We start from the raw sequence: 26332 nt of genomic DNA on the forward strand, positions 1-26332 counted from the left end.
GGTAAAACTCCTTTTTCTAAACTTTACACTGTAAATATACCCTTTCCATCTTTCCAGTGTCAAGATTAAATTTTCCACTATATTCCACACATCCCGGGGAAACGCAGTATGGCTCCTCTGTTCTACTGGGAGGCCGGCATCCTATCTGCAAGAAACATCAGACCTGTATAAGCCCGTAACTGTATACTTTCTAATCGGTTAAAAAACAACCAGCGCCTCCAGCTTCTCCAGCATCTTCGGACCGATCCCCTTCACCTTGCCCAAGTCAGTTAAGCTGTGAAACGCTCCCTTGCTGTTCCGGTAATCGATGATCGCCTGTGCCTTCTTCTCCCCGACCCCGGGCAAGTCCATCAGCGCAGCAGCATCAGCAGTATTCACATTAATTCTGCCGTCAGCGGCTACAGCACTACTCGCTGCCCCGCCTGCTGCCGCAGCTCCAGCCACTCCGTCATCTCCCGCTGCTTCGCCTGCCGCCGCAGCTCCAGTTACTCCGTCATCTCCCGCTGCCCCACCTACTACCGCAGTTCCAGTTACTCCGTCATCTCCCGCTGCCCCGCTTGGCGCCACAGCCCCGGCCACTCCGTCATCTACCGCTGTTACCGGTCCGGCCGTAGTCTCATTGGCCCTCCCTGCAGAAGCCATGCCGGCGGTTCCGTTCTCCACACCCAGCGCCTGCGCCATTCCGGCATTCAGCGTTTCCCAGCCGGCTATGCCTTCAGCCTGCCTGTGATCTGCAGACCAGACTAATCCGCCGCCCAGCAGCACCGCAGCAATTATACTGCCGATCATTCTTTTACTCATCAAAAGCCCTCCTTCAATTAGAGCTGAATATAGCTACTGCTCTTTTGCTCAGCATGCATTCACAAGGCTAAATGGAAATTCTCCACCTGATTCTTGCTTATGATCGCAAAAGGAGGCATTAGCGGGAAAAAGTCCAATTATTGCTCCAGATTCTCCCTGTGAGAGGTATATCGTTCAATATAGATGGTGTTCTTCCAGCTAATTATCAGAAATGTTAACGTTTGATCAGATTAGGTGGAGGAAATCTAACTAATATTCGGAGCCGCATGTCCAATTCAGCTTATACGTTCCGTGCAAGATCATATCAGCTTCAACCATCTGCAATATTATTCAATAACTTGTTGAAAACCTGTCATTTGTCCAAGACTCGCATGCATACATTTAACGAAGAGTATTCCTGTAAGCCCAGCAACATAAGAAAGGAGGTTACCACAGGATGAAAGTGGGATTTATCGGAACAGGCAGCATGGGCGGTCTGCTCATCGACACCTTTCTTCGTTCGGGAGCACTTGATCCCTGCGATGTGCTGGCCAGCAACCGCAGCCCCGGCAAGCTGCTGGAACTTCAGAAGCTTCATCCCGGAATCAGCATATGTGAAAGTAATACAGAGACCGCAGCAGGCAGCGATATCGTCTTTTTATGCGTTAAACCCCTGCAGTTCAAAATGCTTGCTGAAGAAATTGCCCCCAGTCTGCGCAGAGAGCAGATCATCGTCTCTATCACAAGCCCCGTCCAGCTTCATCATCTGGAATCCGTGCTGCCGTCCAAAATTGCCAAGATTATTCCCAGCATCACCCATTCCGTCAAGAGCGGGACTTCTCTTTGCATCTTCGGAAGCAGATTAAATAAAAAAGACAGGCTGTCCCTGCTCCGGCTTTTCTCTTGCATTAGCGTGCCGGCGGAAATCCCTGAGAGCCATACCCGGATTGCCTCTGATTTCTCCAGCTGCGGTCCGGCGTTTCTAAGCTACTTTTTGGAACGGTGGATTGAAGCGGCTGTTGAAGCGACCGGCATTGACGAGGCACTGGTCAGCCGGCTGGCCGGTGAAATGCTGCTCGGCACCGGCAGGCTGCTGACAGAAGGCTCGTTCACTCCCCAGGAGCTGCAGGAGCGGGTCGCCGTCCGCGGCGGCATTACAGCAGAAGCGCTGAACCATCTGCGAATCAGCCTTGAAGGTGTGTTTGAGCGGCTGATTACAACTACACATGACAAGTATGATGAGGATGTGCTCCGGCTGGATGATCTGTTCGGCCGCAGCGGGATTACCCAGGGCCCGCTGGACCGGTAAACTTATTGCAGTAAGCGGAAATACTAGACAAAAACCCGCAGCACGGATTGCTCCGTAGCTGCGGGTAGAGTTGCGTTCTTCGCTTAACCCACTACAATATTTACAAGCTTGCCCGGCACCGCAATAATTTTGCGGACGGTTTTGCCTTCTACAGCAGACTGCACGTTCGGCAGAGCCAGTGCATGCTCTTCCATCTCTTGCTTGCCCATCTCTGCGGCTACCAGTGCGCGCTGTACAATCTTGCCGTTCACCTGTACAACAATTTCCACTTCGGCATCCACTGTCCAGGCTTCGTCATAAGACGGCCAAGGCACATAGCTGATGCTTCCCTCGTGACCCAGCAGCTGCCACAGCTCTTCAGCAATATGCGGTGCCAGCGGCGCCAGCATCTGCACGAAGTGCTCTGCCGCTTCTTTGGACAAGGTATCCTGCTTATAAGCATCGTTGGTGAAGATCATCAGCTGGCTGATCGCTGTGTTGAAGCGCAAGCCTTCGAAGTCCTCCCCAACTTTTTTCAGCGTCTTGTGCCAGGTCCGTTTGAACTCGTCGCTTCCGCCATCCGGTGTAATTTTGCTGCTCAGGCTGCCGTCTTCATTAACGAACAGGCGCCATACACGGGACAGGAAGCGGTGAACGCCTTCCACACCTTTTTCATTCCAAGGCTTGGTGGCTTCCAGCGGTCCCATGAACATTTCATACACACGCAGGGTGTCCGCACCATAAGCCTCGACGATTTCGTCAGGGTTAATAACGTTGCCGCGCGATTTACTCATTTTCTCGTTGTTGTTGCCCAGGATCATGCCCTGGTTCACCAGCTTGTGGAACGGTTCTTTGGTGTCTACTACACCGATATCGTACAGCACCTTGTGCCAGAAGCGGGCATACAGCAGATGAAGCACCGCATGCTCGGCACCGCCGATATACAGGTCAACCGGCAGCCACTCTTTCTGCAGCTCAGGCGAACACAGCTCTTTATCATTATGCGGATCGATATACCGCAGGTAGTACCAGCAGCTGCCGGCCCATTGCGGCATCGTGTTGGTCTCGCGGCGGGCCTTCATGCCAGTCTCCGGATCAACGGTTTCCACCCATTCGGTAACATTAGCCAGCGGGGATTCACCTGTGCCTGAAGGCTTGATGGCATCTACATCCGGCAGCATCAGCGGCAGCTGGTCCACAGGCACAGTTTTCATTGTGCCGTCCTCCAGATGGAGAATCGGAATCGGCTCGCCCCAGTAGCGCTGGCGGCTGAACAGCCAGTCGCGCAGGCGATAGGTTACCTTGCCCTTGCCGCTGCCCTGTTCTTCCAGCCAGGAGATCATCTTAGCCATAGCTTCTTTATTGTCCAGGCCGTTCAGGAAATCAGAGTTCACATGCGGGCCGTCGCCGCTGAATGCTTCTTCCTGGACATTGCCGCCCTGCACAACTTCAATGATATCGAGGCCGAACTGCTTCGCGAATTCCCAGTCACGGGTGTCATGGCCCGGAACAGCCATAATCGCCCCGGTTCCGTATCCGGCAAGTACATAATCAGCAATCCAGACAGGCACCTTAGCACCATTAACCGGATTAATAGCATAAGCGCCGGTAAATACGCCGCTCTTCTCTTTTGCCAGATCCGTACGCTCCAGATCGCTCTTGCGGGCTGCTTTGTCACGGTATTCCGCTACGGCAGCAGCCTGCGCTTCCGTGGTAATCACATCCACCAGCTTATGCTCTGGTGCCAGTACACAATAGCTTGCGCCGAACAGTGTATCCGGGCGGGTGGTGAACACTTCCAGGCTTGCATCATGGCCGTCGATCGCAAAGTTGACTTCCGCACCGGTCGATTTGCCGATCCAGTTGCGCTGCATATCCTTGATGCTCTCTTCCCAGTCCAGCTCATCCAGGTCCTCGAGCAGGCGTTCCGCATACTCGGTAATTTTCAGAATCCACTGACGCATCGGTCTGCGCACAACAGGGTGGCCGCCGCGCTCGCTTTTGCCGTCGATAACCTCTTCATTTGCCAGTACCGTTCCCAGCGCCTCACACCAGTTCACCGATACCTCAGCCACATAAGCCAGACCGCGGTTATACAGCTGGATGAATATCCACTGGGTCCATTTATAGTATTCCGGATCGGTGGTGCTGATCTCGCGGTCCCAGTCATAGGAGAAGCCCAATGACTTGATCTGGCGGCGGAAATTGTCAATATTCTTGAAGGTGATGTCACGCGGATGCTGACCGGTATCCATGGCGTACTGCTCTGCCGGAAGGCCAAAGGCATCCCAGCCCATCGGATGAAGCACATTATAACCGCGCATCCGTTTGTAACGGGAGATAATATCGGTTGCTGTGTAGCCTTCAGGATGCCCTACATGCAGGCCCGCACCTGATGGATACGGGAACATATCCAGTGCGTAGAATTTCGGTTTATCCGCATCTTTACCTGTCTTGAAGGTTTTGTTCTCATCCCAGAACTTTTGCCATTTCGGCTCAATGGTCTGGGCGCGGTAGCCGGCTCCGGCCACCGTAGTTGTCTGGTTCTCACTCATCTTGTTCTCCTCCTTGGAGTTACAGCTGCTGTACTTTTCAAACAAAAAAACCTCCCATCCCCAGCGTATTAACGCTAGGGACGAGAGGTCTGAATTCCCGTGGTACCACCCTAGTTAGCGGCCGGACATGCTATGTCTGCCACTCACTTTGACACCCTTTACCGGGGGTGAGGCGACGGCGGTTCACTCGCGGACCTGCAATTCTTGCAGAAGCCTGCGGCTTGCGCCATTACTCCGAGGTGAGTTCATCCGCTCCGTTAACCGGCTTGCACCTGTACACCGGCTCTCTGAGCTAACGTTCTGCGAACTAATACTCCTCATCATCGACAGCTATTTCGTAATGCTAATCGTAATATTACACAATATTATATACAACTTTCTTGTCTATAGTCAACGTTTTTGCCGCCTATGCCGCCTTCCGGCGGATATAATAGGTAAAGAGGTGTTGAATAACCACCTTTCCGGCGGCAAAAACAGGCACTGCAAGAATTAACCCGATCATACCGGCCACCTCCCCGCCGACCAGCAGGGCAAAAATAATCAGCAGCGGATGCAAATGCAGCCTCCGGCCCACCACCTGCGGAGATATCACATTGCTCTCCAGCATCTGACACAGCGTATTTACAACCGCTACCAGCAGCACCAGCCGCAGCGAGATCGTCGTCGCCATGACAATGGCGGGCGCAGCCCCGAGAAACGGCCCCATATACGGGACAATGTTAAACACAGCAACCACACAGGCAAACAGAAGGGCGTAAGGCATACCCACAATCACGTAGCCTATATACGCCAGCACGCCGATAATCAGGCAGACGAGAATCTGGCCGCGGATGTAATTCCCGAGCGCATCATCGATATCCTTCAGCAGCTTCACAATCGACCTGCGGCGGGAGCGGGGCAGACAGGATACCACCGTCCGTTCGAACACGTCGAAGTCTTTTAGAATATAGAACACCAGGAACGGTACGATAAAAGCGTTGAACAGCAGACCGATTGTAGATCCGATATTATCGAGAAAATGGGAAATCCCGCCGGCCAGCCTGTTCTCCAGCTGAAAAAACCAGTTGTTCATCCCTGTCTCCACTCCCGGCGGAATCAGCTTCGTATTCATGCTGCGCATCAGCCCCTGGGCATGCAGAGTCATTTCCGGCAGATGCTCATTCAGCTCCTCAAGCTGCTCGATGAACATCGGAATCAGGTTGATGGCGATAACAACGATTGTGGTCAAGAATACGGTATAGATCAGCAGCACCGCGACACTTCGCGGCATTTTCCGTCCGGCCAGCATACTGACCACCGGATTCAGAACGTAAGATATAATCATCGCAGCCAGAAACGGCGCTAGAATGGCTTTTAAAAATACAAAAATCCCCTGCAGCATCGGACGGAGCAGCCAGACAAAATATAGGATAATCAGCCCAAGCAGCACACCAGTCATCCAGCGGAACCACTTGCTCTGCGACCATTGCTCCAAGATAAACACCTCCTTAGTACACACCCTACATTAAAAAGCCCGCCATTATCCGGACAGGCTTCGTAGATAAGTATATGTACACGGAGATAAAAATAACCGCCGCTCCAGTCAAACCGAAGATAAGCATAATACTATGAAAAAAAGCGCCAAAAACCCTCAGCATTCTGTATGCTGAAAGGAAATTGACGCTTAAAAAGCACGTAAAATCAGGAGGATGCGTGGATTTGCGGGAAATCCTGAGCAATTTCTTCGCCTGAGAACAGATCGTCAAGCGAGCTGAGCGTGCCGTCTTCTTCAACCTGATAAACCGACATTTTTTCACCATTGACCGTTAGTTCAATAAAACAGCCCCAGCAATAGAACTGGTGTGAACCAATCTTGCCGATATCCTTGGAGTTGCAGTTTGGACACTTCATATCATACATTCCACCTATCCGTTAACAATATTAATGGCTTTCTGTAGCCGTTCTTCGCTCATCGCGGGAACCAGTACGGCATTCTCCCCAATGGACATCTCTTCAGAACAAGGCAGCCATTTGCGGCCTTCGATCAAATCCGTTACAAGCCCGTCACTGATTTCCAGCGCTACTATTGTATTTCCCAACTTCTGGTCAAAATAAACATCGGATATTCGCCCAAGATTACTTCCTGATGTAGTCAGGACCTTCAGATCCTTCAGTTTGTTCTTTCCCAAAAGAAAAGTATATGGTATATGGTCAGTGTCGGCCTTAATAATCGACTCTTTACTGCGAATCATGACAGCATCTTCGCCATAAGCGACAATATCTTCCCATGCCACAACTTTCACATGACTGGAAAAAAATGATTTGCTTTCCAGTTCAATACCCGTAATATTCCATTTTGAATCCAGTGCACAATCGACAAGCTTGCCGACTTCGTTACCTTCTTCAACTTCATATACAGTGAGGCCGATCAAATCCTGAAGTTTCAATGCCAAGGCCTCCTATTATGTACCAAAACAGCGTAGAGCTGAAGCAAACCCTAGCTCTATTTACGCAGCCGTTTCAGAATGGTTTCAACTTTTTGGGCAACGTAATCCATTTCTTCCTTAGTATTACCCAAACCAGAGCTAAATCGAATCGCCGAGTTCAAAAGTTCTGAAGGAAGTTTCATAGCCTGCAGAACATGTGAAATTTCCAGTGAACCGGAAGTACAGGCCGACCCGCTCGCAGCGGCAATCCGTTCCATATCCAGGTTCATCAGCATCACATCTGTCCCTGCCCCGGGGAAGCTGATATTCAGTATGCCCGGCAAAAAATGCTGCGGATTGCCGTTGACCGTATAGCTGTCTTGTCCAATCCGCTTGTCCAGCTCACCGAGCAGTGTGCTGCGCAGCTGCAGCGCCTTCCCCCGGCGCTCCTCAAGCCCCTGCACCGCCAGCTCAACCGCCTTGGCAAAGCCGGCCGCACCGGCCAGGCTTTCGGTACCGGCCCGCCTGCCGCGCTCTTGCAGGCCCCCGTGCTGCCTTGGATGCAGCGGCGCCCCGCGCCGCACATACAGGCCGCCGATACCCTGCGGACCGTTGATTTTGTGTGCAGTGAAGCTCATGTAATCCACCGGCAGCTCACGCAGATTAAACGGCACCATGCCGAGGGCTTGTACAGCATCAACATGGAACAGGGCTCCCCGTTCAGCTGCCAGCCTGCCGATTTCCTCAATCGGCTGAACCGTTCCAACCTCATTATTGGCGAACATCACACTAATTAGTACCGTGTCTTCCCTCAGGGCCGCCTCAACATCCGAAGCCGACACCCTTCCTGTGGAATCTGCCGGAAGATAGGTGATGGAGTAGCCCTGCCGCTCCAGTTGCTCGCAGGTATGCAGGACCGCATGATGCTCTATAGCAGTAGTTATGATATGTTTACCTTTGTGCGCTGTGGCAGCCGCAGCCCCCAGTAGGGCGAGGTTATCACTTTCCGTACCTCCGCTGGTAAACACCCATTCATCCGGCGCACAGCCCAAAAAGCCCGCGATAGTATCGCGCGCGCCGTTAACAATTCTTTTGGCGGAACGTCCGGAATGATGAACACTGGACGCATTACCGTATTCTTCAGTCAGTATATGGTACATGACCTTGGCCACCTCCGGATGAACCGGCGTTGAGGCGGCGTGGTCCAAATAGATGGATTTCATACTGTTTTCTCCGCTTCTTATATTAGAATTCAGGATTTCTTAAGGCTTCTCGATTATACTGCTGAATGCGGTCTTTTACCACCCGGTAAAGAACACAATATTGTAACATGTATCAACGGGCATATCCCCTAAAAACACTGGTTTGATGTATAGAAATATATGGGTCCGCTAATAGTATTTAAAAGCTTATTTTAGAGCCCTAATTCTTCCAGCCTGTCCGCAAGCTCCTGCTCGGAAATGACCTCAATACCGTTTCTCCGCAGCAGGGCGGCGGTAACACCCTCACCGGGGATTTTTACACCTGTAAATTCGCCGTTATAGATCATGACACTTCCGCAGGATGGGCTGTTTGATTTGAGCACTACGGTGGACACGCCGAATTGGAGCGCAGTATCCAGAGTAATACGTGCTCCCTCCAGATACATCGCGGTAACCTCTTTTCCTGAGCGGTCTATTACCTTGGCTCTGCCGTCCAGCACATCCCTGCCAGTCCCGCCGACAATTTCGGCCGGTTCCCGCGGCGTTGCGAACCCGCCCAGCAGCTCGGGGCAGACTGCAACCGCCTGTCCGCCGTCAAAGAGCGTCTTCAGACTCTTTTCCAGACAATCTGTACCATTATATCTGACTTTCATTCCTGCCAGACAGGAGCTTACCAGAATCACAGTATTTCCCCCTTCTCTTATCTGCACTTCACGTATACATACAGCATGAATTATAATAACAAATAGTTTTGGCGTAAATAGGAGGCTGATCGGACATGTGCGGAAGATATACCATTACTGTAACCTTGGACGAATTGATGCTGCGTTATTTTATAGAGGGTAGTCCGCTGATTAACTACTCGCCCAAGTATAATGCCGCACCGGTACAGCAGATTCCTGCAGTTATTCATGACGGCAGGCGCAACAGGCTGGGCGAGCTCCGCTGGGGACTGGTCCCTTCATGGGCTAAAGATGACCGTATCGGCAGCAAGATGATCAATGCGCGCGCTGAAACGTTGCTGGAGAAACCTGCATTTAAAGGACTGATTCCTTCGCGGCGCTGCATCATTCCTGTAGACGGCTTCTATGAATGGAAGCAGCTTCAGGGCGGCAAGCAGCCGATGCGGATTACGCTGCGGGACCGCAGTATTTTTTCACTGGCAGGATTGTATGATATACGGGTCGATGCTGACGGCAACCGGCTCAGCACCTGCACCATTATCACGACCGAAGCGAACAGTCTTATGGCTGACATTCATAATAGGATGCCGGTTATTCTTTCACCCGGGGCTGAAGCGTTTTGGCTTGACCGCAGCAACAAGGATATCCCTTCCCTGCTTCGGCTGCTTAAGCCTTACGATGCCGCTCAAATGACGGCTTACCCCGTATCCGCGGCAGTAGGCAATGTAAGAAATGATTACCCGGAGCTTGTTAAGGAAGCCTGAGCGTATACCCGCGGCTGCATAATTTTTCAGGGAGTGCTCTTTTGGAGAGTTTCAATTTTTACGCATTATGTACTAAACTACATAGATACCATTATGACTTACTGGTCATGTACAATCTGATACCCTATCAGCAGAAACATTACAACTTTGTCAAATATCATTTTTCGCGAGTAAACAGCAAAGCGTTGGTTTAATAAAACTCATAGTATTTCTTTCAAACAGCGTATAGTAAGGAGACCTTATTTTGCAAAATTCAAAACTTCAACAGGCGATCTCTGAAGGAGCTCTGCTTGAGATTCATCTGATTAGCGGTGAAACATACAAAGGCACAGGCGAAAAAGGCCACACAGCAAACTCCTTCGAGTTCAAGACTGATGCGGGTCTGTTAACGCTGCCGTTCTGGACCATTAAGCGATACAAAAGATTATAATCCCGGATCCTGCATCTCTGCAGCCATACCCTCCACACATCCTTCCTCCTAAATATTACGCCTCAAGTGACCCATGCATCTCCTCCCGAGCTTTCAGCAGACAAAAAATACCCCGCCGACAACGGCAGGGCTTCAAGAGGGACATGAACGAACGTTACATACTTTTGGGGATATTCATAGTTTAGCAGCGGTTTGTTTCCGGAATGTCACGTACAGGTAAGAACACGGTAAATTTCCTATTAAGAAGCCCAGGATAAATATTGATGTGGGCATTTACAAGGGGCTGCCGTTCTTCTTTTTGTGCTGCCTTGCTCTGGCTAATGTTGTCCCTTGCGAAAAGGACCAGAGCGGACTTTTGGAAATGCCGATCTGCTGGGAAGTGTAAATCCCCGTATGTCCTGAGAATAAATAACTCACAAGACAGGCAATAAAGAAGTATACCGCCCCGTCTCCCCCAAATAATTCAATGCCCATCAGAAAGCAGGCAATTGGCGTATTGGCGGCACCGCAAAACACGGCGATGAACCCGAGCGCGGCCAGAAAAGGGCCGTAGAGGTGCAGCAGCCCTGCTAACGAATGCCCCAATGTGGCTCCAATTGCAAATAAAGGAGTAACCTCCCCGCCCTGAAAGCCGGCTCCAAGCGTCAATGAAGTAAAGACCAGCTTACCCATAAAAGCAAACGGCGTGACCTCCCCGGTAAACGAATCCTCAATCAGAGGCAGCCCCAGCCCGAGATAATCTCTTGTTCCCAGAGCATATACCAGAATAATGATCACTATACCGCCGGCGGCGCTTTTCAGCACAGGATTACGGAACAGGTAGGTGTACCCCTTTTTCAGCGCATGCGTCAGTTCACTGAACAGTACGCTTGCCAGCCCGAACAGGACAGAGGCCAGCACTACCTTGAGCAGCACAGGCACAGAAAGCGCTGGTATCTCGCCGATCGGATAGTGCAGATGTGTAACACCCCAGAGTGAAGCTGCCGTGAGATTTCCGGTAAAGCTGGCAATAAACGCCGGAATAAGCGCCTCCTGGCTGATCAGCCCGATTGCAAGCACCTCAAGGCCGAATACGGTTCCTGCCAATGGTGTCCCAAAAATCGAACCAAATCCGCCGCTGATCCCGAGAATAAGCAGAATTCTCCGGTCGGCAGGCTTCACCCTGAGCATTCTTCCGAACCACTCGGCCAGACTTCCGCCCATCTGCACCGCTGTCCCCTCCCGCCCGGCAGAGCCGCCGAACAGATGGGTGATCAGTGTGCCGATCAATACAAGCGGAGCCATTCTCAGCGGTATGGCCTCACTTGCGTTATGCACCTGCTCCAGAATCAGGTTATTCCCCTTCGCGCTGCTGCCCCCGTACTTGGAATAGAGCAGGCTGACCAGCGCCCCTCCAAGCGGAAGCAGGAACAGCAGCCATGGATTAGCGATCCTGACTCCGCTCACGTAATCCAGACTTTTCAGAAAAAAAGCAGATGCTGTACCGGCGAGCACTCCCACTCCGCTGCCCAGTATCACCCATTTGAGCAGAGTGCTTATTGCTGCGGCAAACCACCATTTTTCAGTTCTATCAGACCATCGTTGCTTCCACCGGGCCATTGCCTTTCTTCCCTCCATGGTAAAATTAAGGATATAAAAAAATAGACTCCTACCAGGAAAAGTGCTTCGCTGGTAGGAGTCATTAGCCTCGCGGCAGTTAATGGCGAACTCCATCGCCCTTATCTTCGTGTACTATTGTAATATTTTGTTAGGGAAACGTCAACGCTCAAGACTTAGCGTGAGCGCCTCCCTGGCCAACTTGCGAAACTTCTAAGCTGTTTTTTCGTAATTCATTACAGTGAGGTGTTTATCACAACTTAAAGGAGTTGGAGAATATGGTAATCTTCGCTTTTCTTTTTGTGCTCCTTGCACTACTGAATATATTCTTTCCGGCATTAGGGTGGCACATGCGTTATGGTTGGATGATAAAAGGGGACAGCGAACCCAGTGATGCTTACCTTATGATGAGTAGAATAAGCAGTGTTATCGTCCTTATCATTTTTTTAATCTTCTTTTTGCCGTCAATGTTTAGTTAACAGATTATCTAAATGAATGGTGTATCTCCATATAACAAAGCAACCTCACCATGCAGCAGATCTTAGCTCCTGTTAAATATAGAACATGTAATTATCAGCTTTACTCTCTTCTTTATAATTAATCAGGTCAGACAATGTAGTCGAATCAAGCACGTCTGCGATGCTGTCACGGATACGCAGCCAGAGGTTGCGTTTGGCCGGGTCGTCCTCTTCTGTGAAATCGACCGGTGAAATCGGCCCTTCCAGCACCCGGATAATATCTCCGGCGGTGATGGTAGCTGAATCGCGGGACAGAATATATCCGCCGTAGGCTCCGCGGATGCTTTTTACCAGTCCGGCATTGCGCAGCGGCGCAATCAGCTGCTCCAGATAATGCTCGGACAGGCCGTTTTTCTCGGCAATGCTTTTCAGGGAGGTTGGGCCCTCGCCGAATTTCAGGGCAAGCTCCATCATAATGGTTAATCCGTAACGTCCTTTTGTTGATATTTTCAAAGGGGCACCTCTTTCGGTTTAATTGCTGCAGTTGTAGTTCACAATAAGCTAAGAAGACATTATGAGAAATGTCATATCAACGTATTCCGATGTTTGCTCTATGCTTATGTTATCATATCTGCGGACACATTTGCAGCGTAAAAGTCTTTTTTTTGGCGGAATGTTCGCCAGTGGTGGACAAATTGTCAAAATCTCCGCTGTTTCTGTACCAAATTCCTCTGTTCCCAGGCAGTTTTAGGGTAGACAGGTATGTTATAATACGAAATGAGCCGGGTGTTCAGTTTAGATAACCGGTATTTTGTGCATAGAAAATGGTGATTGGAATGACAAAGGCTAAACAGGATACACGTGTCGTCGTCGGCATGTCCGGGGGAGTCGATTCCTCCGTTACGGCGCTTCTGCTCAAACAGCAGGGTTATGACGTCATCGGCATCTTTATGAAAAACTGGGATGATACCGACGAATTCGGAGTATGTACTGCCGAGACCGACGCTGAGGATGTGCGCCGTGTGTGTGAGCAGATTGATATTCCTTACTATACCGTTAATTTTGAAAAGGAATACTTCGATAAAGTTTTTTCCTATTTCCTTGATGAATATAAGGCTGGCCGGACACCTAACCCGGATGTCATGTGCAACCGGGAGATCAAGTTCGGGGAATTCCTGAACAAGGCGCTCCAGCTCGGTGCGGATTATGTGGCAACCGGCCACTACGCGCGTGTAGTTGAAGAAGACGGTCTGTTCAAGCTGCTGCGCGGCGTAGACAACAATAAGGATCAGACCTATTTCCTGAACGCGCTGAACCAGAGCCAGCTGTCGAAGGCCATGTTCCCGATTGGCCATCTGCCGAAGCCGGAAGTACGGAGAATTGCTGAAGGAGCCGGCCTGTATACTGCTAAGAAAAAAGACAGCACCGGCGTCTGCTTCATCGGCGAACGTAACTTCCGCGAATTCCTCAGCCAGTATCTGCCGGCACAGTCCGGCGATATGGTCGATATTGCCACCGGCGAAGTCAAAGGCCGACATGACGGCCTGATGTACTACACATTGGGACAGCGGCAGGGGCTGGGAATCGGAGGCTCCGGTAACGGTGAGCCCTGGTTCGTTGCCGAGAAGGACCTTGAGAAGAATATTCTGTACGTTGTACAGGGAGACAAGCACCACAGCCTGTACTCCACCAGCCTGATTGCTTCGGGCATCAACTGGATTGACGGACAGGTACTTTCGCCTGGTGATGCTCCGCTGAAATGCTCAGCCAAATTCCGCTACCGCCAGCCCGACCAGGGTGTTACATTGACTGCACGGGAAGACGGCAGCCTGGATGTTCTGTTTGATGTGCCGCAGAAGGCTATCACTCCAGGGCAGGCGGTTGTATTCTACCAGGGCGAGCAGTGTCTGGGCGGCGGAACGATTGAAGCAGCGAAGAAGGTTGTGCCGCAGCCGCAGGGGTAATCCTTGCCCTGTAGCTATAGTCTGCATAAGCTGCAATATCAGCAAGAGCACAAAAATCCCTTTGGCGTATGCCAAAGGGATTTTTGTTATTGAATCTGCTCAATACAGACTACTGCTGGAATGACTTATTTTGCTGCAATCCCTTTATCAGCGGATACGGCAAGTTCATTAAGATAGATTCCGGTTCCATCACCGATAGCGTAGTTCAGGACACGGTTGTTAACCGGTACAAGCGCAGCGCGGTACAGGGTTGGGAACACAGGAATTTCTTCAACCATCAGCGCCTGCCATTCTTTGTAGATTTCTTTACGTTTCTCTACATCAAATGCCGCTTCAGATACACCCTCTGCCATCAGACGGTCACTCTCATCATTCGCATAACGCGGGAAGTTATAAATAGCATCGCGGCCGTAGAGTCCTTGCGGATCAACGTCGATACCCACTGTCCAAGCACCCTGGTAGACGTCAACCGAAGGATCATCTTCACCATTACTGCCTACACGGTCATAGAAAGTATTGAACTCAACCATTTCCAGCGTGACATTCAGGCCGATTGCTTTCCAGGATTGCACATAATATTGGGCCAGCGGCTCAGCAATATCCGAACCGGTCATAGAAATGAAATTGATAGTCAACGGAGTACCGTCCGGATTGGTCCGGAATTCACCGTTCATTTTGAAGCCTGCATCCTCAAGTGTCTTCTTTGCTGCTTCCGGATCATAAGGCATACCAGGATTGCTGTCATCATGGAATTCAGGATGGGATGGCGGAATCAGTGTTGTTGCATTCCAGCGCAGGCCATGGTAGAAGTTTTTGCCGACAGCATCATTATCAACTGCCTGCCACATTGCTTTACGCAGAGCTACATTTCCCATTTTGGCATTTGGATCAGGTGCAACTACACTTTTCGCTGCGTCCCATTTACCAAGCTTGAAGCCGATATACGTATAAGCGCGGTCAACTGCACCAAGATATTCCACGTTAGACAGACCCGAGTTATCAGGGAACTGGTCAATCGGGAAGCTGTCGACCAGATCGATGTTTCCAGCTTTAAGCTCCTGCACAACTGTAGTTGGAGGAACAACCTTCAACACAACTTTATCCAGCTTAGGAGCACCGCGCCAGTAGTCTTCATTCTTAACATAGACAACAGATTCACCCGGTACAATGCTTTCCACTTTAAACGGACCGAAGCCGATTGGCTTCTGACGGACCTCAGGGGAAGCAGAGATTTTGGCTACATCCATATTTCCAAAGATGTGCTTAGCCAGCGGATAAGACCAGATACTGCCTGTCAGCAGGGAAGGCGTAGATTTGACATAAGTGATTTCCAGTTGCTTCTCGTTAAGAACCTTAATCCCGGAGATCGTTTTTGCAGTGCCGGCATGATACTCTTCCATTCCGACAATGTTGGTGAAGTCAGAGCCGTAACGCGGACCGTCATAAGCCGGATTACCGATGACTTCATGGGCAAACAGCCAGTCTTCAGCGGTCACAGGCTGGCCGTCATGCCAGTTCACATTGTCCCGGATAGTAAAGGTAAAGGTACGACCGTCTTCGGAGACTTCATAGGTTGCTGCTCCGTCATTGGTGTATACATAGTTCTTATCCCAAGTCAGCAGGCCTTCATCAAACCATTCAAGAACCTTGGAATCCGGATTCCCGGAATAGAAGTTAAAGTTCAGCGTTCCTTCAAAAGGAGTATCAGATACAAGGCCATAGTTGAGTGTTCCGCCTTCAATCGCTTCACCCTGATTCGTCTTAACATTACTGAAATCTGCGATGTTGTACAGCCCGTCCTCTGATGCAGGTGCAGTTGTAGGAGCGGCAGTAGCAGCAGCATCTGTAGCGGCAGTGGTTGCTGAAGGCTTAGCAGCCTCATTGTTGCCGGAGCCGCAGGCAGTTACTGCGAGCGACAGGACCAGCATCAGGCTGACCAGCATGGTCTTTGCGGTTTTTCTTTTTGTCATACTTGTTTCTTCCTCCCTTATATTTATCCTTTTCTTTGTCTTGCGTCCGTCGCACGCTTCAGCGCCTGACCGACATTATTTATACTCAACATCAACACCAGGATCAGCAGTGATGCGGGTAACCAAATCCACCATCTGGACTGCAGAGTCTGCGGGTTGCGGGCATAGCTGACAAGCGTACCCAGACTCGGTGTGCTTTCGGGAAATCCGAAGCCAAGGAAGGATAACCCCGACTCAAGCCCGATGTTAGCTGCAAGATTCAGCGTCATCGTTACGATGATAATCGAACTGAGGTTCGGCATCACCTGCTTAAAGATAATCTTAAGATGGGAAGAGCCGAGTGTACGGGAAGCCTGGACATATTCGAGCTCTTTCTCCTGCAGTGTCTTGGAACGGATCAGCCTGGCGATCCCCATCCACAGGAATGCTGTCATAATGAGCGAAAAGGTCAATGTGTTGTATTTCGGAACGGCTGTTACAAAAGCAATGACCATCATCAGCATCGGCAGAATCATGAAAAAGTCGACCAGACGCATGAACAGATTATCAATAATGCCGCCGAAGTATCCGGAAACCAGCCCGACCGTAATTCCGATAGCCCCGGTCATCAGGGTGACCATAATACCGATACTCAGCGAGTTGCGTGTGCCGATAATAAGCTGTCCGAATACATCACGGCCGCCGTAATCGGTACCCAGCCAGAACTTGGCGGAAGGCTTTTTATATAGAGAGAACAGATCAACCTTTACAATTTCCTGCTGGTTGAGGAACAGGGCAGTCCCGAACACTCCGAGAAAGACCAGAGCCAGAAAGATCAGGGAAGTCAGTGCCAGCTTATCTCTAAAAATTTCCCGCCAGATAATGCTCCAGCCTGACGGGCTTTTTTCGATATTGTGCGGGAGCGGGAGCTCAGCGCTTGAGTTTGCCATTTCATTTCACCTCAGTATAGGTTCTGATCCTTATTTAATCCGGATGCGCGGATCAACAATGCTTAATATGATGTCAGACAGCAGGGAACCGACGATGGTAGCAATCCCATACAGCAGCACTATCGCCGTCACCACGGTGAAATCGCGGATGACGATCGAGCCCAGGAACAGCTGTCCCATGCCGGGATAACTGAAGATGCTCTCTACAAAGATGGTTCCTCCGATGAGCCCTGTCAGCTCATATCCGAAAAAGGCGGCTATCGGCAGCAGTGAGTTCCGCAGAATGTGGCGGTTATACACCCGCGATTCAGAAGCTCCCTTTGCTCTGGCGGTAAGAATGAAATCCTTCTGCTTCGTATCAATAATCTCGTTACGCAGATACTGGACCGTACCTACAGTCGTAATTAAAGCGATAGATAAGGCCGGCAGCAGCAAATGATAAATTTTGTCGAGTACATAGCTGAAGCTTCCTGGAACCGCACCTGGCGATACGCTTCCCCCGGTCGGAAACCAGGAGAAATAGAAGCCGAACATCCAGAGCATTACAAGCGCTACAATAAACAGGGGAGCAGCGAATCCGATATAGGTATAGCCGGTAATCAGGCGGTCACCCCATGTATCATTGAAGCGTCCGCTGAGGATGCCAAGCGGGATGGCAATCAGATATGTAAGAATCAGTGTAGCCAGCGACAGCCACAGGGTGTTCATCATCCGCTGGCCGATCAGCTCGGTCACCGGCATTTTGAAGTTGAAGGACTGGCCCAGATCGCCTTGGACAGCATTGCTGATCCAGTTCCAGTATTGGATGTGCCAAGGATCATTCAGACCCAGCCTTTCCCGCATTGCCTCAATCGCTGCCGGATCAATATTCGGATCAAGCATCCCGGTAAGTGCATCGCCCGGCATAGCTTTGGCCATCAGGAATACAAGAATACTCAACAGAAATACCTGGGGAATCATAATTAACAATCTTCGTACAATAATCTTCCACATACGTCTCAACCTTTCTCGGGCATAGCCACCATATGGGTATCGGAAATGGATCGTAACGGGTAAGCCAGGCCGCCCTGATCAAAGTGGCTCCGGTAGGCGTTGTCGTACTCTTCACTTACGGACCGGCGGAAAACATTCCGTTCCTCACGCTGTAGAGGATCGATGTCCGGAATTGCGGCGATGAGACGCTTGGTATAAATATGCCGGGGATTGTCAAAAATATCCTCAGGGGTCCCTTCCTCAACATGGCGCCCCTTGTACATAATGCCGATACGGTCACACATATGCCGGATAATACCGAGATCGTGGCTGATGAACAAATACGTCAAATTCAGCTCCTTCTGTATATCCCGCAGGAAGTTCAGCACCTGCGCCTGAACCGATACGTCAAGTGCCGAGACAGGCTCATCGGCAATAATCAGCTTGGGCTTCAAGGCAATCGCCCGGGCTATTCCGATACGCTGGCGCTGGCCGCCGGAGAATTCATGCGGATATTTAAGAACATTGTCCGCACTAAGTCCGACCTGCTCCAGCAGCTCCTGCACCTTCCGCATTTCCTCCTGCGGGGACAGCTTCTCGAAATTGCGCAGCGGCTCGGCGATAATATCCATTACGCGTTTCTTTGGATTGAGTGAGGAGTACGGATCCTGGAAGATCATTTGCACATCGCGGCGGACATTGTTCTGCTTGCGTACACCTTTGGAAGCCAGATCTGCACCTTCGAACAAAATGCTGCCGCCTGTAATCTGATTAAGGCCGATAATAGCGCGGCCGGTAGTTGTTTTGCCTGAACCGGATTCACCGACAAGACCGTAGGTCTGGCCGGCCTCAATTGAAAGGTTGACACGGTCAACCGCCTTAACCTCGCCAACCTGGCGGCTGAACAGCCCGCCCCTGATCGGAAAGTGAACCTGCAGATCTTTAACTTCAAGCAATGCCATCGGTGCCTACCTCCTCCGCGCTCTCCGGGAAATGAAAATGTCTGTAGCAGGTGCAGCGGACAAAGTGGCCCGGAGCAATTTCGTGAAGCTGCGGATTCTCCTCATGCGCAGAAGCATCAATCCAAGGCGTTCTTCCAGCAAAGCGGCAGCCAGTGCGCGGCAGGTTCTTGAGCGAAGGCACAATCCCCTGAATAACGTGCAGCCTTGACTTCACTTCTTTTACAGTAGGAATGGAATTGAACAGGGATCTTGTGTACGGATGCTGCGGATTAGAGGTAAGTGTGTAAATATCGGCAATCTCTACGATTTGGCCTGCGTACATAACGGCCACACGGTCGGCCATTTCACTGACAACCCCGAGATCATGGGTGATAAGGATAATGCCTGCCTGCATATCCTCCTTAAGCTTTTTGATCAGCTCAAGAATCTGCAGTTGAATGGTTACATCCAATGCCGTTGTAGGTTCGTCGGCAAGCAGCAGCTGCGGTCCGTTTGCAATCGCGATAGCGATGATAACCCGCTGGCGCATACCGCCGGATAATTCATAAGGGTATTGATGGTATGTATGTTCAGGGCGGGGGATGCCCACTTTGGTCAACAGATCAAGCACCTTTTCTTTTCTCTGTTTCTTGGAGAGGCCTGTATCATGAAGCAGCAGGACTTCATCGATCTGGCTGCCTATAATCATCAGCGGATTCAATGCAGCCAAAGGGTCCTGAAAAATCATCGACATTTCCTTGCCGCGGACCTTATTCAGCATGCCGGGGGACATTTGGACAATATCCTGTCCTTTGTAATTTACTTTCCCTTCAATTCTTGCCTTTGTGTGCAGCCCCATTATAGAGAAAGCAAGGGCGCTCTTGCCCGACCCCGATTCTCCTACGATAGCCAGAATCTCATTCTTCTTCACCGTGAGCGTCACATCATCAACTGCAGCGTAATAATGATCTGCAATTCTGAAGGATGTCGTTAAATTCTCAATCCGAAGTAAGTCTTCACTCAAATTCATCACCCTAACACCAGGATTTTTAGTTGGACGGGACATTTATGTTACATACAGTAACCCCACCAAAGAACTATAGATTATAATTTAGGATTATTATGGAAGCAATCCCTGAATGTTAGAGTTTATTCTAATTGACTCATGGTAAATTATCAATCTTTTTTCTATAAAAAAATATTTTCATGTCAATTAATATGACAAATACGACAAAATCCGACTTCAGAGTCAGGGTATTTCGTCATTTTTTTCATTTATTTTGCATATCAGCATGAGGTAAAGATAAGCAGTAGAGCAAAAGCCGCAAGCCCGAATGTACCGGAACCTGCGGCTTTTGGTTCTAAGACTTAGACAGCATTAAGGCTCCAGCCCCCATGCCAGTGTACCGTTCAAGTACAGCGGCACGCGTTCCCAGTCTGTGAACGAGGTTTTGGACGGATCATATGAATAGTCGCCGGCTTCGTTATAATTACTCCAGTCGGTTTTATTGATGCGGAGCTGGATTTCCCCGGTGTTGGCTCCCGGAGCCAGGCTTCCCGCACCTGCTGTAAAAGATATTTCCACATAATAATCCGCTCCCGTTGCCGCAGGAGTAAGCTTCACAAAACTTCCGAGCACATTGCTTCCGCCCAGTGTCGCATAATCCACATTAAACTGCTGGTCTTTCTCGCCGTCGATCGTGTAATAATAGCGCAGCTTCACATCCTTGAGCGCCACCGAAGTTGTTCCGTTGTTCACGATCCGCAGTTGCGGCCGGAACTGGCTATCCCCCGGATTCATATCACTGGTCTTGTACTGTACCACCAGATCTCCTACGGTCGGAATAGGTACCGCTGCCGGCTTGACGCTCACCTCCGGAGAATCCGGGCTCGTTCCGACACTGTTAGAGGCACTGATGACGTAATAATAAGTCGTTCCGTTCACTACAGTATTGTCACTGTAAGTAGCCTGCGTAACCGAAGCCACATTCGTGTAGGGGCCTCCGCTCGTAACCGCACGTTTCACAGTATAGCTGTCCGCACCGTTTACCTTATTCCAGCTGAGCAGAGCGCTGTTGTCACCTGCAGCCGCATTAGGCTTGGACGGAGCTTTGGGAGCTGCCGGCTCTACCGGTCCGTTACTTTTGTTAATCAGCCGGTCATATTCGGCATAGGCTGTTGCCATATCTACCTGCGACCAGAAACGGTGGTAGGTAAATTCGGGTGCTCCGTTATCCCATTGCTTGGTAACGGTGTTGTAAGAGGTATTGTATTTATCCAGCAGATACTGCCAATCGGGATCATTCACAATATCCGGACGGATATCTGTATAGCTGGCATAGACTCCGCTTCCACCCTTGGCAGGGTCAGAAGGTACTGTAGCACTGCCCGGAATCGTATTACCCTGTCCGAACGTCCCTGTCCAGCCGCTTGGGAAATAGACTTCCTTGGTGAAGTAACGGAAATAATCGCCGCGGCTCTCCGTTGTCGCAATACCTACACCGTCGTTATAGCCCCAGGCGGTATCCAGCAGGGATTTAGCCAGCTGCTGCGCCTGCCCGCCAAGAGCGGTATAGCTGCCGTGCTCAGCCTGTGTACCGGCTGCAAAGAAGGTAAGCGCCTTAATATAACTGCCAAGCACACCGGTATCCTGGCTTGGGTTCTTCGTAACGGCCTTTAAATTACTGTTGCCGTCGCTGCCCGCGAAGCTTGTCCAAGTATCCGGCTGGCCCGTCCACTCCACATTTCCGGGAATCCAGAACTCTCCCGGAGCAGCCACTGTAGCTACCTGCGGATTGTCTCCGCCGAGAATGCGGTTGCCCGCACTGTCCAGATAATAACCCTCTGCATCTGTCACCGGTCTGCTTCCGGCAAAAGCATAATCCGAAGACCAGTCCACCCAGTTCTCTATAACCTGTTTGGCCATCTGGAAGTTCTCAGAGGAAGTATCTCCGCTTGAAGCGAGAATATAATACAGCTCTGCTACGCGCTCAACACTCCACGCCTGCATCCCGAACCAGTTGTTGGACGGGGGATCATGATAGACCGGAGCATCGTCATAGGCCATGCCGTAGAAAGTGCTCGTACCGGCAGGATAAGCTTTATAAGCGCCGTCATAGCTGTTGGTTGCACCGCCGGCGATTGCACCTTCGGCAGATTGCAGCCAGGTATAGAATTCCAGCTGGCGCTTCAGGGAATTGCTCCAATCCTGTCCGGCCGTGGCCGAGGACGGAACAAGTCCTCCATCCGGATCAGAAAGCGCATAGGCGGCAACTACATTCTGATAGCCCTGATGCGCATGGCTGGCACCGATTCTCCAGGCCCAGTTCCCGGTTGAGCCGAGTCCGCCGCCCCAGGCTGTGTACCAGGCGAGCAGGTATTGGTTGGAGTCCTTGCCGGTTCCCGCTTCGGGAGTTCCGTCAGCGGCGCTGCCAACCTTCTGGAAATATTTATCGTACATGCCATACCGGAGATAATCGCCCATCTTCTTAGCCTTATTCAGATAAACGGTATTGTTGTAGCCGAGCTCCTTGGCCCAGTACATCGCCTGCACAGCCCGCGCATCAGCATCAGTGGCATTGGTGTAGCGCCACTGGGCGGAAGGCACGCTGCTCTCTTTGGTGAACAGGCTCATGAAGCCTTCATTCGTTTTACCGAATGCTTTGTTGTCCTGGGATGGATGCGGGACTGCTTCCCACACGGATTCCTGCTCGCCCCGCTGAAAAGTATTTACATAGGCAGCAGTATGGGACGGATTGAGCAGGTTACCAAATCCGTACCAGTTGTCCACGTCCACCAGCCAATGCATCAGGTAGGTCTGATTGTTGCCGTAAGCCGCCTTCAGCTCGGCATCAAGCGGGTCCTTCCCTGCCGTATACTTGCCGCTTAGCAGGCTGGGATACTGATCCGGCTGGGCATATTCAGAGGCATATGTGGCCGGGCTGTTCGGATTGTAAAAGCTCATTGTCGGCTGCTCCTGCACGCCATCGCCTTCATTTACCGGGATAATATACTTCTCCATATTGTCCCAGGCTTCTTCCAGATTGCCCCAGTCCCCGGTATGGTAGCCATACAGAACTTCGAGCCACATCCAGTAGCTGTAGGCTTCCGAGGTCGTCATATGCCCGTAATCGGGTGCTTCGCTCATCAGCGTCTCTACTGCATGGTAGGGGATACCCTCTGCTGAGAAGTACCCGTTAACCGGATCCTTCAGTTGGGCGTACAATTGCAGAAACCGTGTCTCTTCCGCCGAAGCGGCTTTGACGGTTTGAGGACCCACGGTAATCAGACCGCTGACAAGGGAGAGAAACAGAATCGAGGACATGATAAAGGAAATAGGCTTTTTACATAAGCTCAATTTCATCATTGTAGGCAAGCTTCCTCTCTTAGATAAATTATGGTTCTAGTCCCCAGACAAGTGCTCCGTCACGGTACAATGTCACCTTGCTCCATTCAGCAAAAGCTTGCTGTGTACCGCTGTAGGAATAATCATCACTTTCGTTATAGCTGCTCCAGTCCGTCTTATTGGTACGCGCCTGAATTTCTCCGCTGTTGCCTCCGGCAGCAATACTTCCCGCACCCGCGCCAAAAGATATTTCCAGATAAGAATCCGCCCCGCTCTTGGACGGCTCCAGCTTGACAAACGTTCCGTTCACATTACCGCTCCCAACCACCGCATAATCACAATGAAATTGCTGGGGCTTGTCCCCGTCAACGGTGAAATAGTAGCGGAGCTTCAGCCCGCTCAGCGGCACTGCTGTAGTGCCCGTGTTCACGATACGCAATTGCGGACGCATCTGTCCGTCTCCGGTATTCGTATCGTTGTTACGGTACTCCACCCGCAAATCACCGGTTGCCGGAGGCGGTACATCCTGCGGTGTGGCACTGACTTGAAGAGATGATACGCTCTCTCCTACGTTGTTAGATGCAGTAATTACGTAATAATAAGTCGTTCCGGTAACCACACTGCTGTCTGTGTAGGTGCCTCCTGCCACATTAGCAATAGCAGTATACGGTCCGCCATTTACCTCTGCCCGCTTGATTACGTATCCGGTTGCACTGCCGACCGTATTCCAGGACAGGCTGACGCTGGCATTCCCGGCCGTAGCTGCAACATTCGAAGGACGTGCCGGCACCTGCGGTTCACCCGGCTGACCGCCTCCGGGCGGCAGTTCGCCAAATACACGAACTCCGGCATCAAATACTGGAATATTGGCCATTTTAACCGGTAAAGCTCCTGTGCCCGCTATTCCCTGATAAGAGAAGTCATTCGAATTATTCCAGAACGCCGTATTCAGCGGTCCGGCAATCCGGAACTGAACTTCCTTGCGGTAAGCAGATTGGCCTCCCGGATAAATCAGAGTTCCGGTAAAATCCACCTTGGTGTAATAAATATGATTCGCCTCATCGTACGGAAGGAGTGCAGATACCGTTGCCCCCTGATTATATCCGCCAGCTGTAACTGTAATGTCCCCAGGTCCATACCCGGCTGCAACTGCTTCACTAAGATCCAGGTAGTAATGGAATGACATTGATTTACTGGCCCGGGCAGGCCAGCCGGAACGGTTGTTAATGACTGCACGGATTTCCACAAAATTGCTTCCGCTGGCATTCACAGAGGCCTCAACGAACATTTCATCCTCCGGTGTTTCAGCTGCAGGAAAGGAGGAAAGCGGCTGCTGTCCCTGGCCGTGCAGTGTCATCATTTTGGCTAAGGCTCCTGTAAATGCTGCATTGTAATCGGTTGCAACTTCATTGGAGACATAGTCGCTGATGGTATCGGTATAGGCATCCGTCTTGGATGGGCCCCCACCAAAGCACCATAAAGGATATGACGGTGATTGGCCGGAGTCGACTGGCTGTCGTTCCACGAGCCATGGGAAGTCCGGTGATGCGGATGCTCAGGCGCATTATCGCCAAAGCCGATTACATAGCTGCTATTACGCGGGTTGTCGCCCAGCATATAGGTAATCTGCCGTTCAGCAAATGTGCGTGCCTGCTCCGCTTTTATAGGGTCGCTGACCCAATCCGCGTAGACAAATGCCAGAAAAGCATGGTTGGCCGCATATCTAAGTGCTCCCCACTGATCAAGATGTGCAAGTCCGCCGGGGGTGTATGCTACGCGGTCGCTTGTTCCGTTTACGCCGGTAGTCCAGTACTGCATGTTGCGTTCGGTGGATTGAATAAACTTCGTGTCCCCGGTTATCCGCGACAGCAGCAGCTGTGCTCCGTAATGCTTATCATCCCAGGACTGTGTCCACTGATAGCCCCATTGCCCTGACTGATTCGTGCCCCACAGATTGCTGGCGGCCACGGCCTTATCCAAATACGTCTGCTCACCGGTCGCCAGATACAGCCACACCCCGCCCCAGCTCAATTCGTCGGCATAGCCGCTCCATGAATTGTAATACTGTTTGGCATCGGTAATGCTGTCCGAATAGGAGCCGCGGTAGGTATCCGCAAACGTATAGAGCTGTCTTGCATGCAGCAGCAGTTCGTCCGCATATGCGGCATCCGAATCCCTGAAGATGATCGAGGCTGAGGCTAGCGCTGCAGCCGTTTCTGCTGCCAGATCAGAGCCGGGATGAGCAGCGTCAATTTTGTAGGAAGGACGCTGCATCTGCATTACTTCTGCCGCTCCCCACCAATTATGATCCGCCGTCCCGTTGCCAACCTGCCCCCATAGCTCATTCGGAGCGGTATGCGCCTTCATGAAATAGTCGGTCGCCCAGCGGATATTATCCAGGATTTCCTCCAGTTGACCAGCTTGTGTATAGCCGTCCTTGTACTCATAGACCGACCATGCCAGCATCGTTGCCGTATAGGCCATTGGAAATCCGAACTTTACATGATCTCCGGCATCATACCAGCCGCCGGTCAGATCATGACCGACATCAGCACCATCCAGAAGCCCGGAGTCTCCCCGCCACTCTACACGGTTGTTCTCCGGAAGCTCGCCGGAACGCTGCGTTTCGTAAAAATAAATAGATTTCTGTAGTGCCTCTGCATAATTATAGCCGGTTGCCGCCGCTGTTCCCACAGCCGGATGAACGGCAGTTCCGGTTAATGTAACCGCTAACATAAAGCTCAAGGATAAAGCCCAGCCTTTCCTGATCCCTTTGCCCATCTTAGCCCTGCTCCCTCCAATTCATATTTTCCCTTCTGTTCAATAGCATATCTGCACAGCGCCTCCCCAGATGGACCATCCATTACAGCGAATAAATTGTCAGAAGAAGTCTTCCACCTCTCTTTCAACTTGCTCTTCTTGGAGAATTTCTTAGGATGTTTTTCTTTCTATGTAAATATATACCATAAATAAGAATGTTTTTCTATATGACTATAGTAGTATTTTAGAAAATTATAGTAACTTTTGTAATTATGCGCAAATCATGCGAA

At 50.9% G+C, this 26332-nt stretch carries 20 protein-coding genes, 1 pseudogene and 1 riboswitch; of the genes and pseudogenes, 5 read left to right on the plus strand and 16 right to left on the minus strand.

What is annotated here, in order from left to right; genetic code table 11:
* Positions 1-198 precede the first annotated feature (198 nt).
* Positions 199-801 carry a ComEA family DNA-binding protein gene (locus R70331_RS30675; RefSeq protein ID WP_052419176.1) on the minus strand — a complete coding sequence of 201 codons (603 nt, stop codon included), beginning with the start codon at positions 799-801 and terminating at the stop codon, positions 199-201.
* Between the two features lie 436 nt (positions 802-1237).
* Between R70331_RS30675 and comER the strand changes: the two genes are divergently transcribed.
* Positions 1238-2089, plus strand: a complete 852-nt coding sequence (gene comER / locus R70331_RS23165; protein WP_042179556.1) for a late competence protein ComER — start codon at positions 1238-1240, stop codon at positions 2087-2089.
* Between the two features lie 83 nt (positions 2090-2172).
* Here comER and leuS read toward each other — a convergent pair whose 3' ends face one another.
* The 6 genes from leuS to R70331_RS23195 all read right to left on the minus strand — a co-directional run bounded on the left by leuS (position 2173) and on the right by R70331_RS23195 (position 8913).
* Complete coding sequence (gene leuS, locus R70331_RS23170) at positions 2173-4623, minus strand: leucine--tRNA ligase (protein WP_042183121.1); 2451 nt, start codon at positions 4621-4623, stop codon at positions 2173-2175.
* Between the two features lie 406 nt (positions 4624-5029).
* Positions 5030-6097, minus strand: coding sequence for an AI-2E family transporter (locus R70331_RS23175; RefSeq protein ID WP_042179558.1), 1068 nt, complete (start codon positions 6095-6097; stop codon positions 5030-5032).
* Between the two features lie 206 nt (positions 6098-6303).
* Positions 6304-6513, minus strand: coding sequence for a hypothetical protein (locus R70331_RS23180; protein ID WP_042179559.1), 210 nt, complete (start codon positions 6511-6513; stop codon positions 6304-6306).
* 14 nt (positions 6514-6527) lie between these two features.
* A complete protein-coding gene (locus R70331_RS23185) occupies positions 6528-7049 on the minus strand; it encodes a PRC-barrel domain-containing protein (RefSeq protein ID WP_042179562.1) in 522 nt (173 codons plus the stop codon).
* A gap of 56 nt (positions 7050-7105) precedes the next feature.
* Positions 7106-8251 (minus strand): cysteine desulfurase family protein, encoded by a 1146-nt coding sequence (locus R70331_RS23190; protein WP_042179565.1) that lies wholly within the window; start codon positions 8249-8251, stop codon positions 7106-7108.
* Positions 8252-8442: 191 nt separating this feature from the next.
* The gene (locus R70331_RS23195; protein ID WP_042179568.1) at positions 8443-8913 is read right to left on the minus strand and encodes a 2-thiouracil desulfurase family protein; all 471 of its coding nucleotides are present in this window, start codon (positions 8911-8913) and stop codon (positions 8443-8445) included.
* 95 nt (positions 8914-9008) lie between these two features.
* Between R70331_RS23195 and R70331_RS23200 the strand changes: the two genes are divergently transcribed.
* Both R70331_RS23200 and R70331_RS23205 read left to right on the plus strand, forming a co-directional pair.
* Positions 9009-9677, plus strand: a complete 669-nt coding sequence (locus R70331_RS23200) for an SOS response-associated peptidase (RefSeq protein WP_042179571.1) — start codon at positions 9009-9011, stop codon at positions 9675-9677.
* 244 nt (positions 9678-9921) lie between these two features.
* Complete coding sequence (locus tag R70331_RS23205) at positions 9922-10107, plus strand: hypothetical protein (RefSeq protein ID WP_042179574.1); 186 nt, start codon at positions 9922-9924, stop codon at positions 10105-10107.
* Positions 10108-10380: 273 nt separating this feature from the next.
* Here R70331_RS23205 and R70331_RS23210 read toward each other — a convergent pair whose 3' ends face one another.
* Positions 10381-11706, minus strand: coding sequence for a voltage-gated chloride channel family protein (locus tag R70331_RS23210; protein ID WP_042179577.1), 1326 nt, complete (start codon positions 11704-11706; stop codon positions 10381-10383).
* A 66-nt stretch (positions 11707-11772) separates the two neighbouring features.
* Positions 11773-11833, minus strand: a riboswitch (Fluoride riboswitch).
* 148 nt (positions 11834-11981) lie between these two features.
* Between R70331_RS23210 and R70331_RS32445 the strand changes: the two genes are divergently transcribed.
* On the plus strand, positions 11982-12182 hold the full coding sequence (locus R70331_RS32445) for a DUF6199 family natural product biosynthesis protein (RefSeq protein WP_042179580.1): 201 nt from the start codon (positions 11982-11984) through the stop codon (positions 12180-12182).
* A 72-nt stretch (positions 12183-12254) separates the two neighbouring features.
* Here R70331_RS32445 and cymR read toward each other — a convergent pair whose 3' ends face one another.
* Positions 12255-12674, minus strand: coding sequence for a cysteine metabolism transcriptional regulator CymR (cymR, locus tag R70331_RS23220; protein WP_042179583.1), 420 nt, complete (start codon positions 12672-12674; stop codon positions 12255-12257).
* A gap of 323 nt (positions 12675-12997) precedes the next feature.
* On the opposite strand from cymR, the gene mnmA reads away from it, so the two are divergent.
* Entirely contained in the window at positions 12998-14125 is a 1128-nt protein-coding gene (mnmA, locus tag R70331_RS23225; protein ID WP_042179585.1) for a tRNA 2-thiouridine(34) synthase MnmA, read from the plus strand.
* Positions 14126-14250: 125 nt separating this feature from the next.
* Here the strand turns inward: mnmA and R70331_RS23230 are convergent, their stop codons facing one another.
* From R70331_RS23230 to R70331_RS23260, 7 genes and pseudogenes are all read right to left on the minus strand, one after another.
* Positions 14251-16095: an oligopeptide ABC transporter substrate-binding protein gene (locus tag R70331_RS23230; RefSeq protein WP_042179587.1), complete on the minus strand. Its 1845-nt coding sequence runs from the start codon at positions 16093-16095 to the stop codon at positions 14251-14253.
* A 23-nt stretch (positions 16096-16118) separates the two neighbouring features.
* A complete protein-coding gene (locus R70331_RS23235) occupies positions 16119-17024 on the minus strand; it encodes an ABC transporter permease (RefSeq protein ID WP_042179590.1) in 906 nt (301 codons plus the stop codon).
* 30 nt (positions 17025-17054) lie between these two features.
* Positions 17055-18017: an oligopeptide ABC transporter permease gene (opp4B, locus tag R70331_RS23240; RefSeq protein ID WP_042179593.1), complete on the minus strand. Its 963-nt coding sequence runs from the start codon at positions 18015-18017 to the stop codon at positions 17055-17057.
* A gap of 5 nt (positions 18018-18022) precedes the next feature.
* Positions 18023-18958, minus strand: a complete 936-nt coding sequence (locus tag R70331_RS23245) for an ABC transporter ATP-binding protein (RefSeq protein ID WP_042179597.1) — start codon at positions 18956-18958, stop codon at positions 18023-18025.
* Positions 18945-19961, minus strand: a complete 1017-nt coding sequence (locus tag R70331_RS23250) for an ABC transporter ATP-binding protein (protein WP_042183123.1) — start codon at positions 19959-19961, stop codon at positions 18945-18947. Before R70331_RS23250 ends, R70331_RS23245 begins: the two co-directional genes overlap by 14 nt.
* Positions 19962-20315: 354 nt before the next feature.
* On the minus strand, positions 20316-23300 hold the full coding sequence (locus tag R70331_RS23255; RefSeq protein ID WP_081947879.1) for a glycoside hydrolase family 48 protein: 2985 nt from the start codon (positions 23298-23300) through the stop codon (positions 20316-20318).
* A 31-nt stretch (positions 23301-23331) separates the two neighbouring features.
* A pseudogene (locus R70331_RS23260) lies at positions 23332-26063 on the minus strand (glycoside hydrolase family 9 protein).
* Positions 26064-26332 lie beyond the last annotated feature (269 nt).

Source organism: Paenibacillus sp. FSL R7-0331, assembly GCF_000758645.1.
Taxonomy (GTDB): Bacteria; Bacillota; Bacilli; order Paenibacillales; family Paenibacillaceae; genus Paenibacillus_AQ; species Paenibacillus_AQ camerounensis.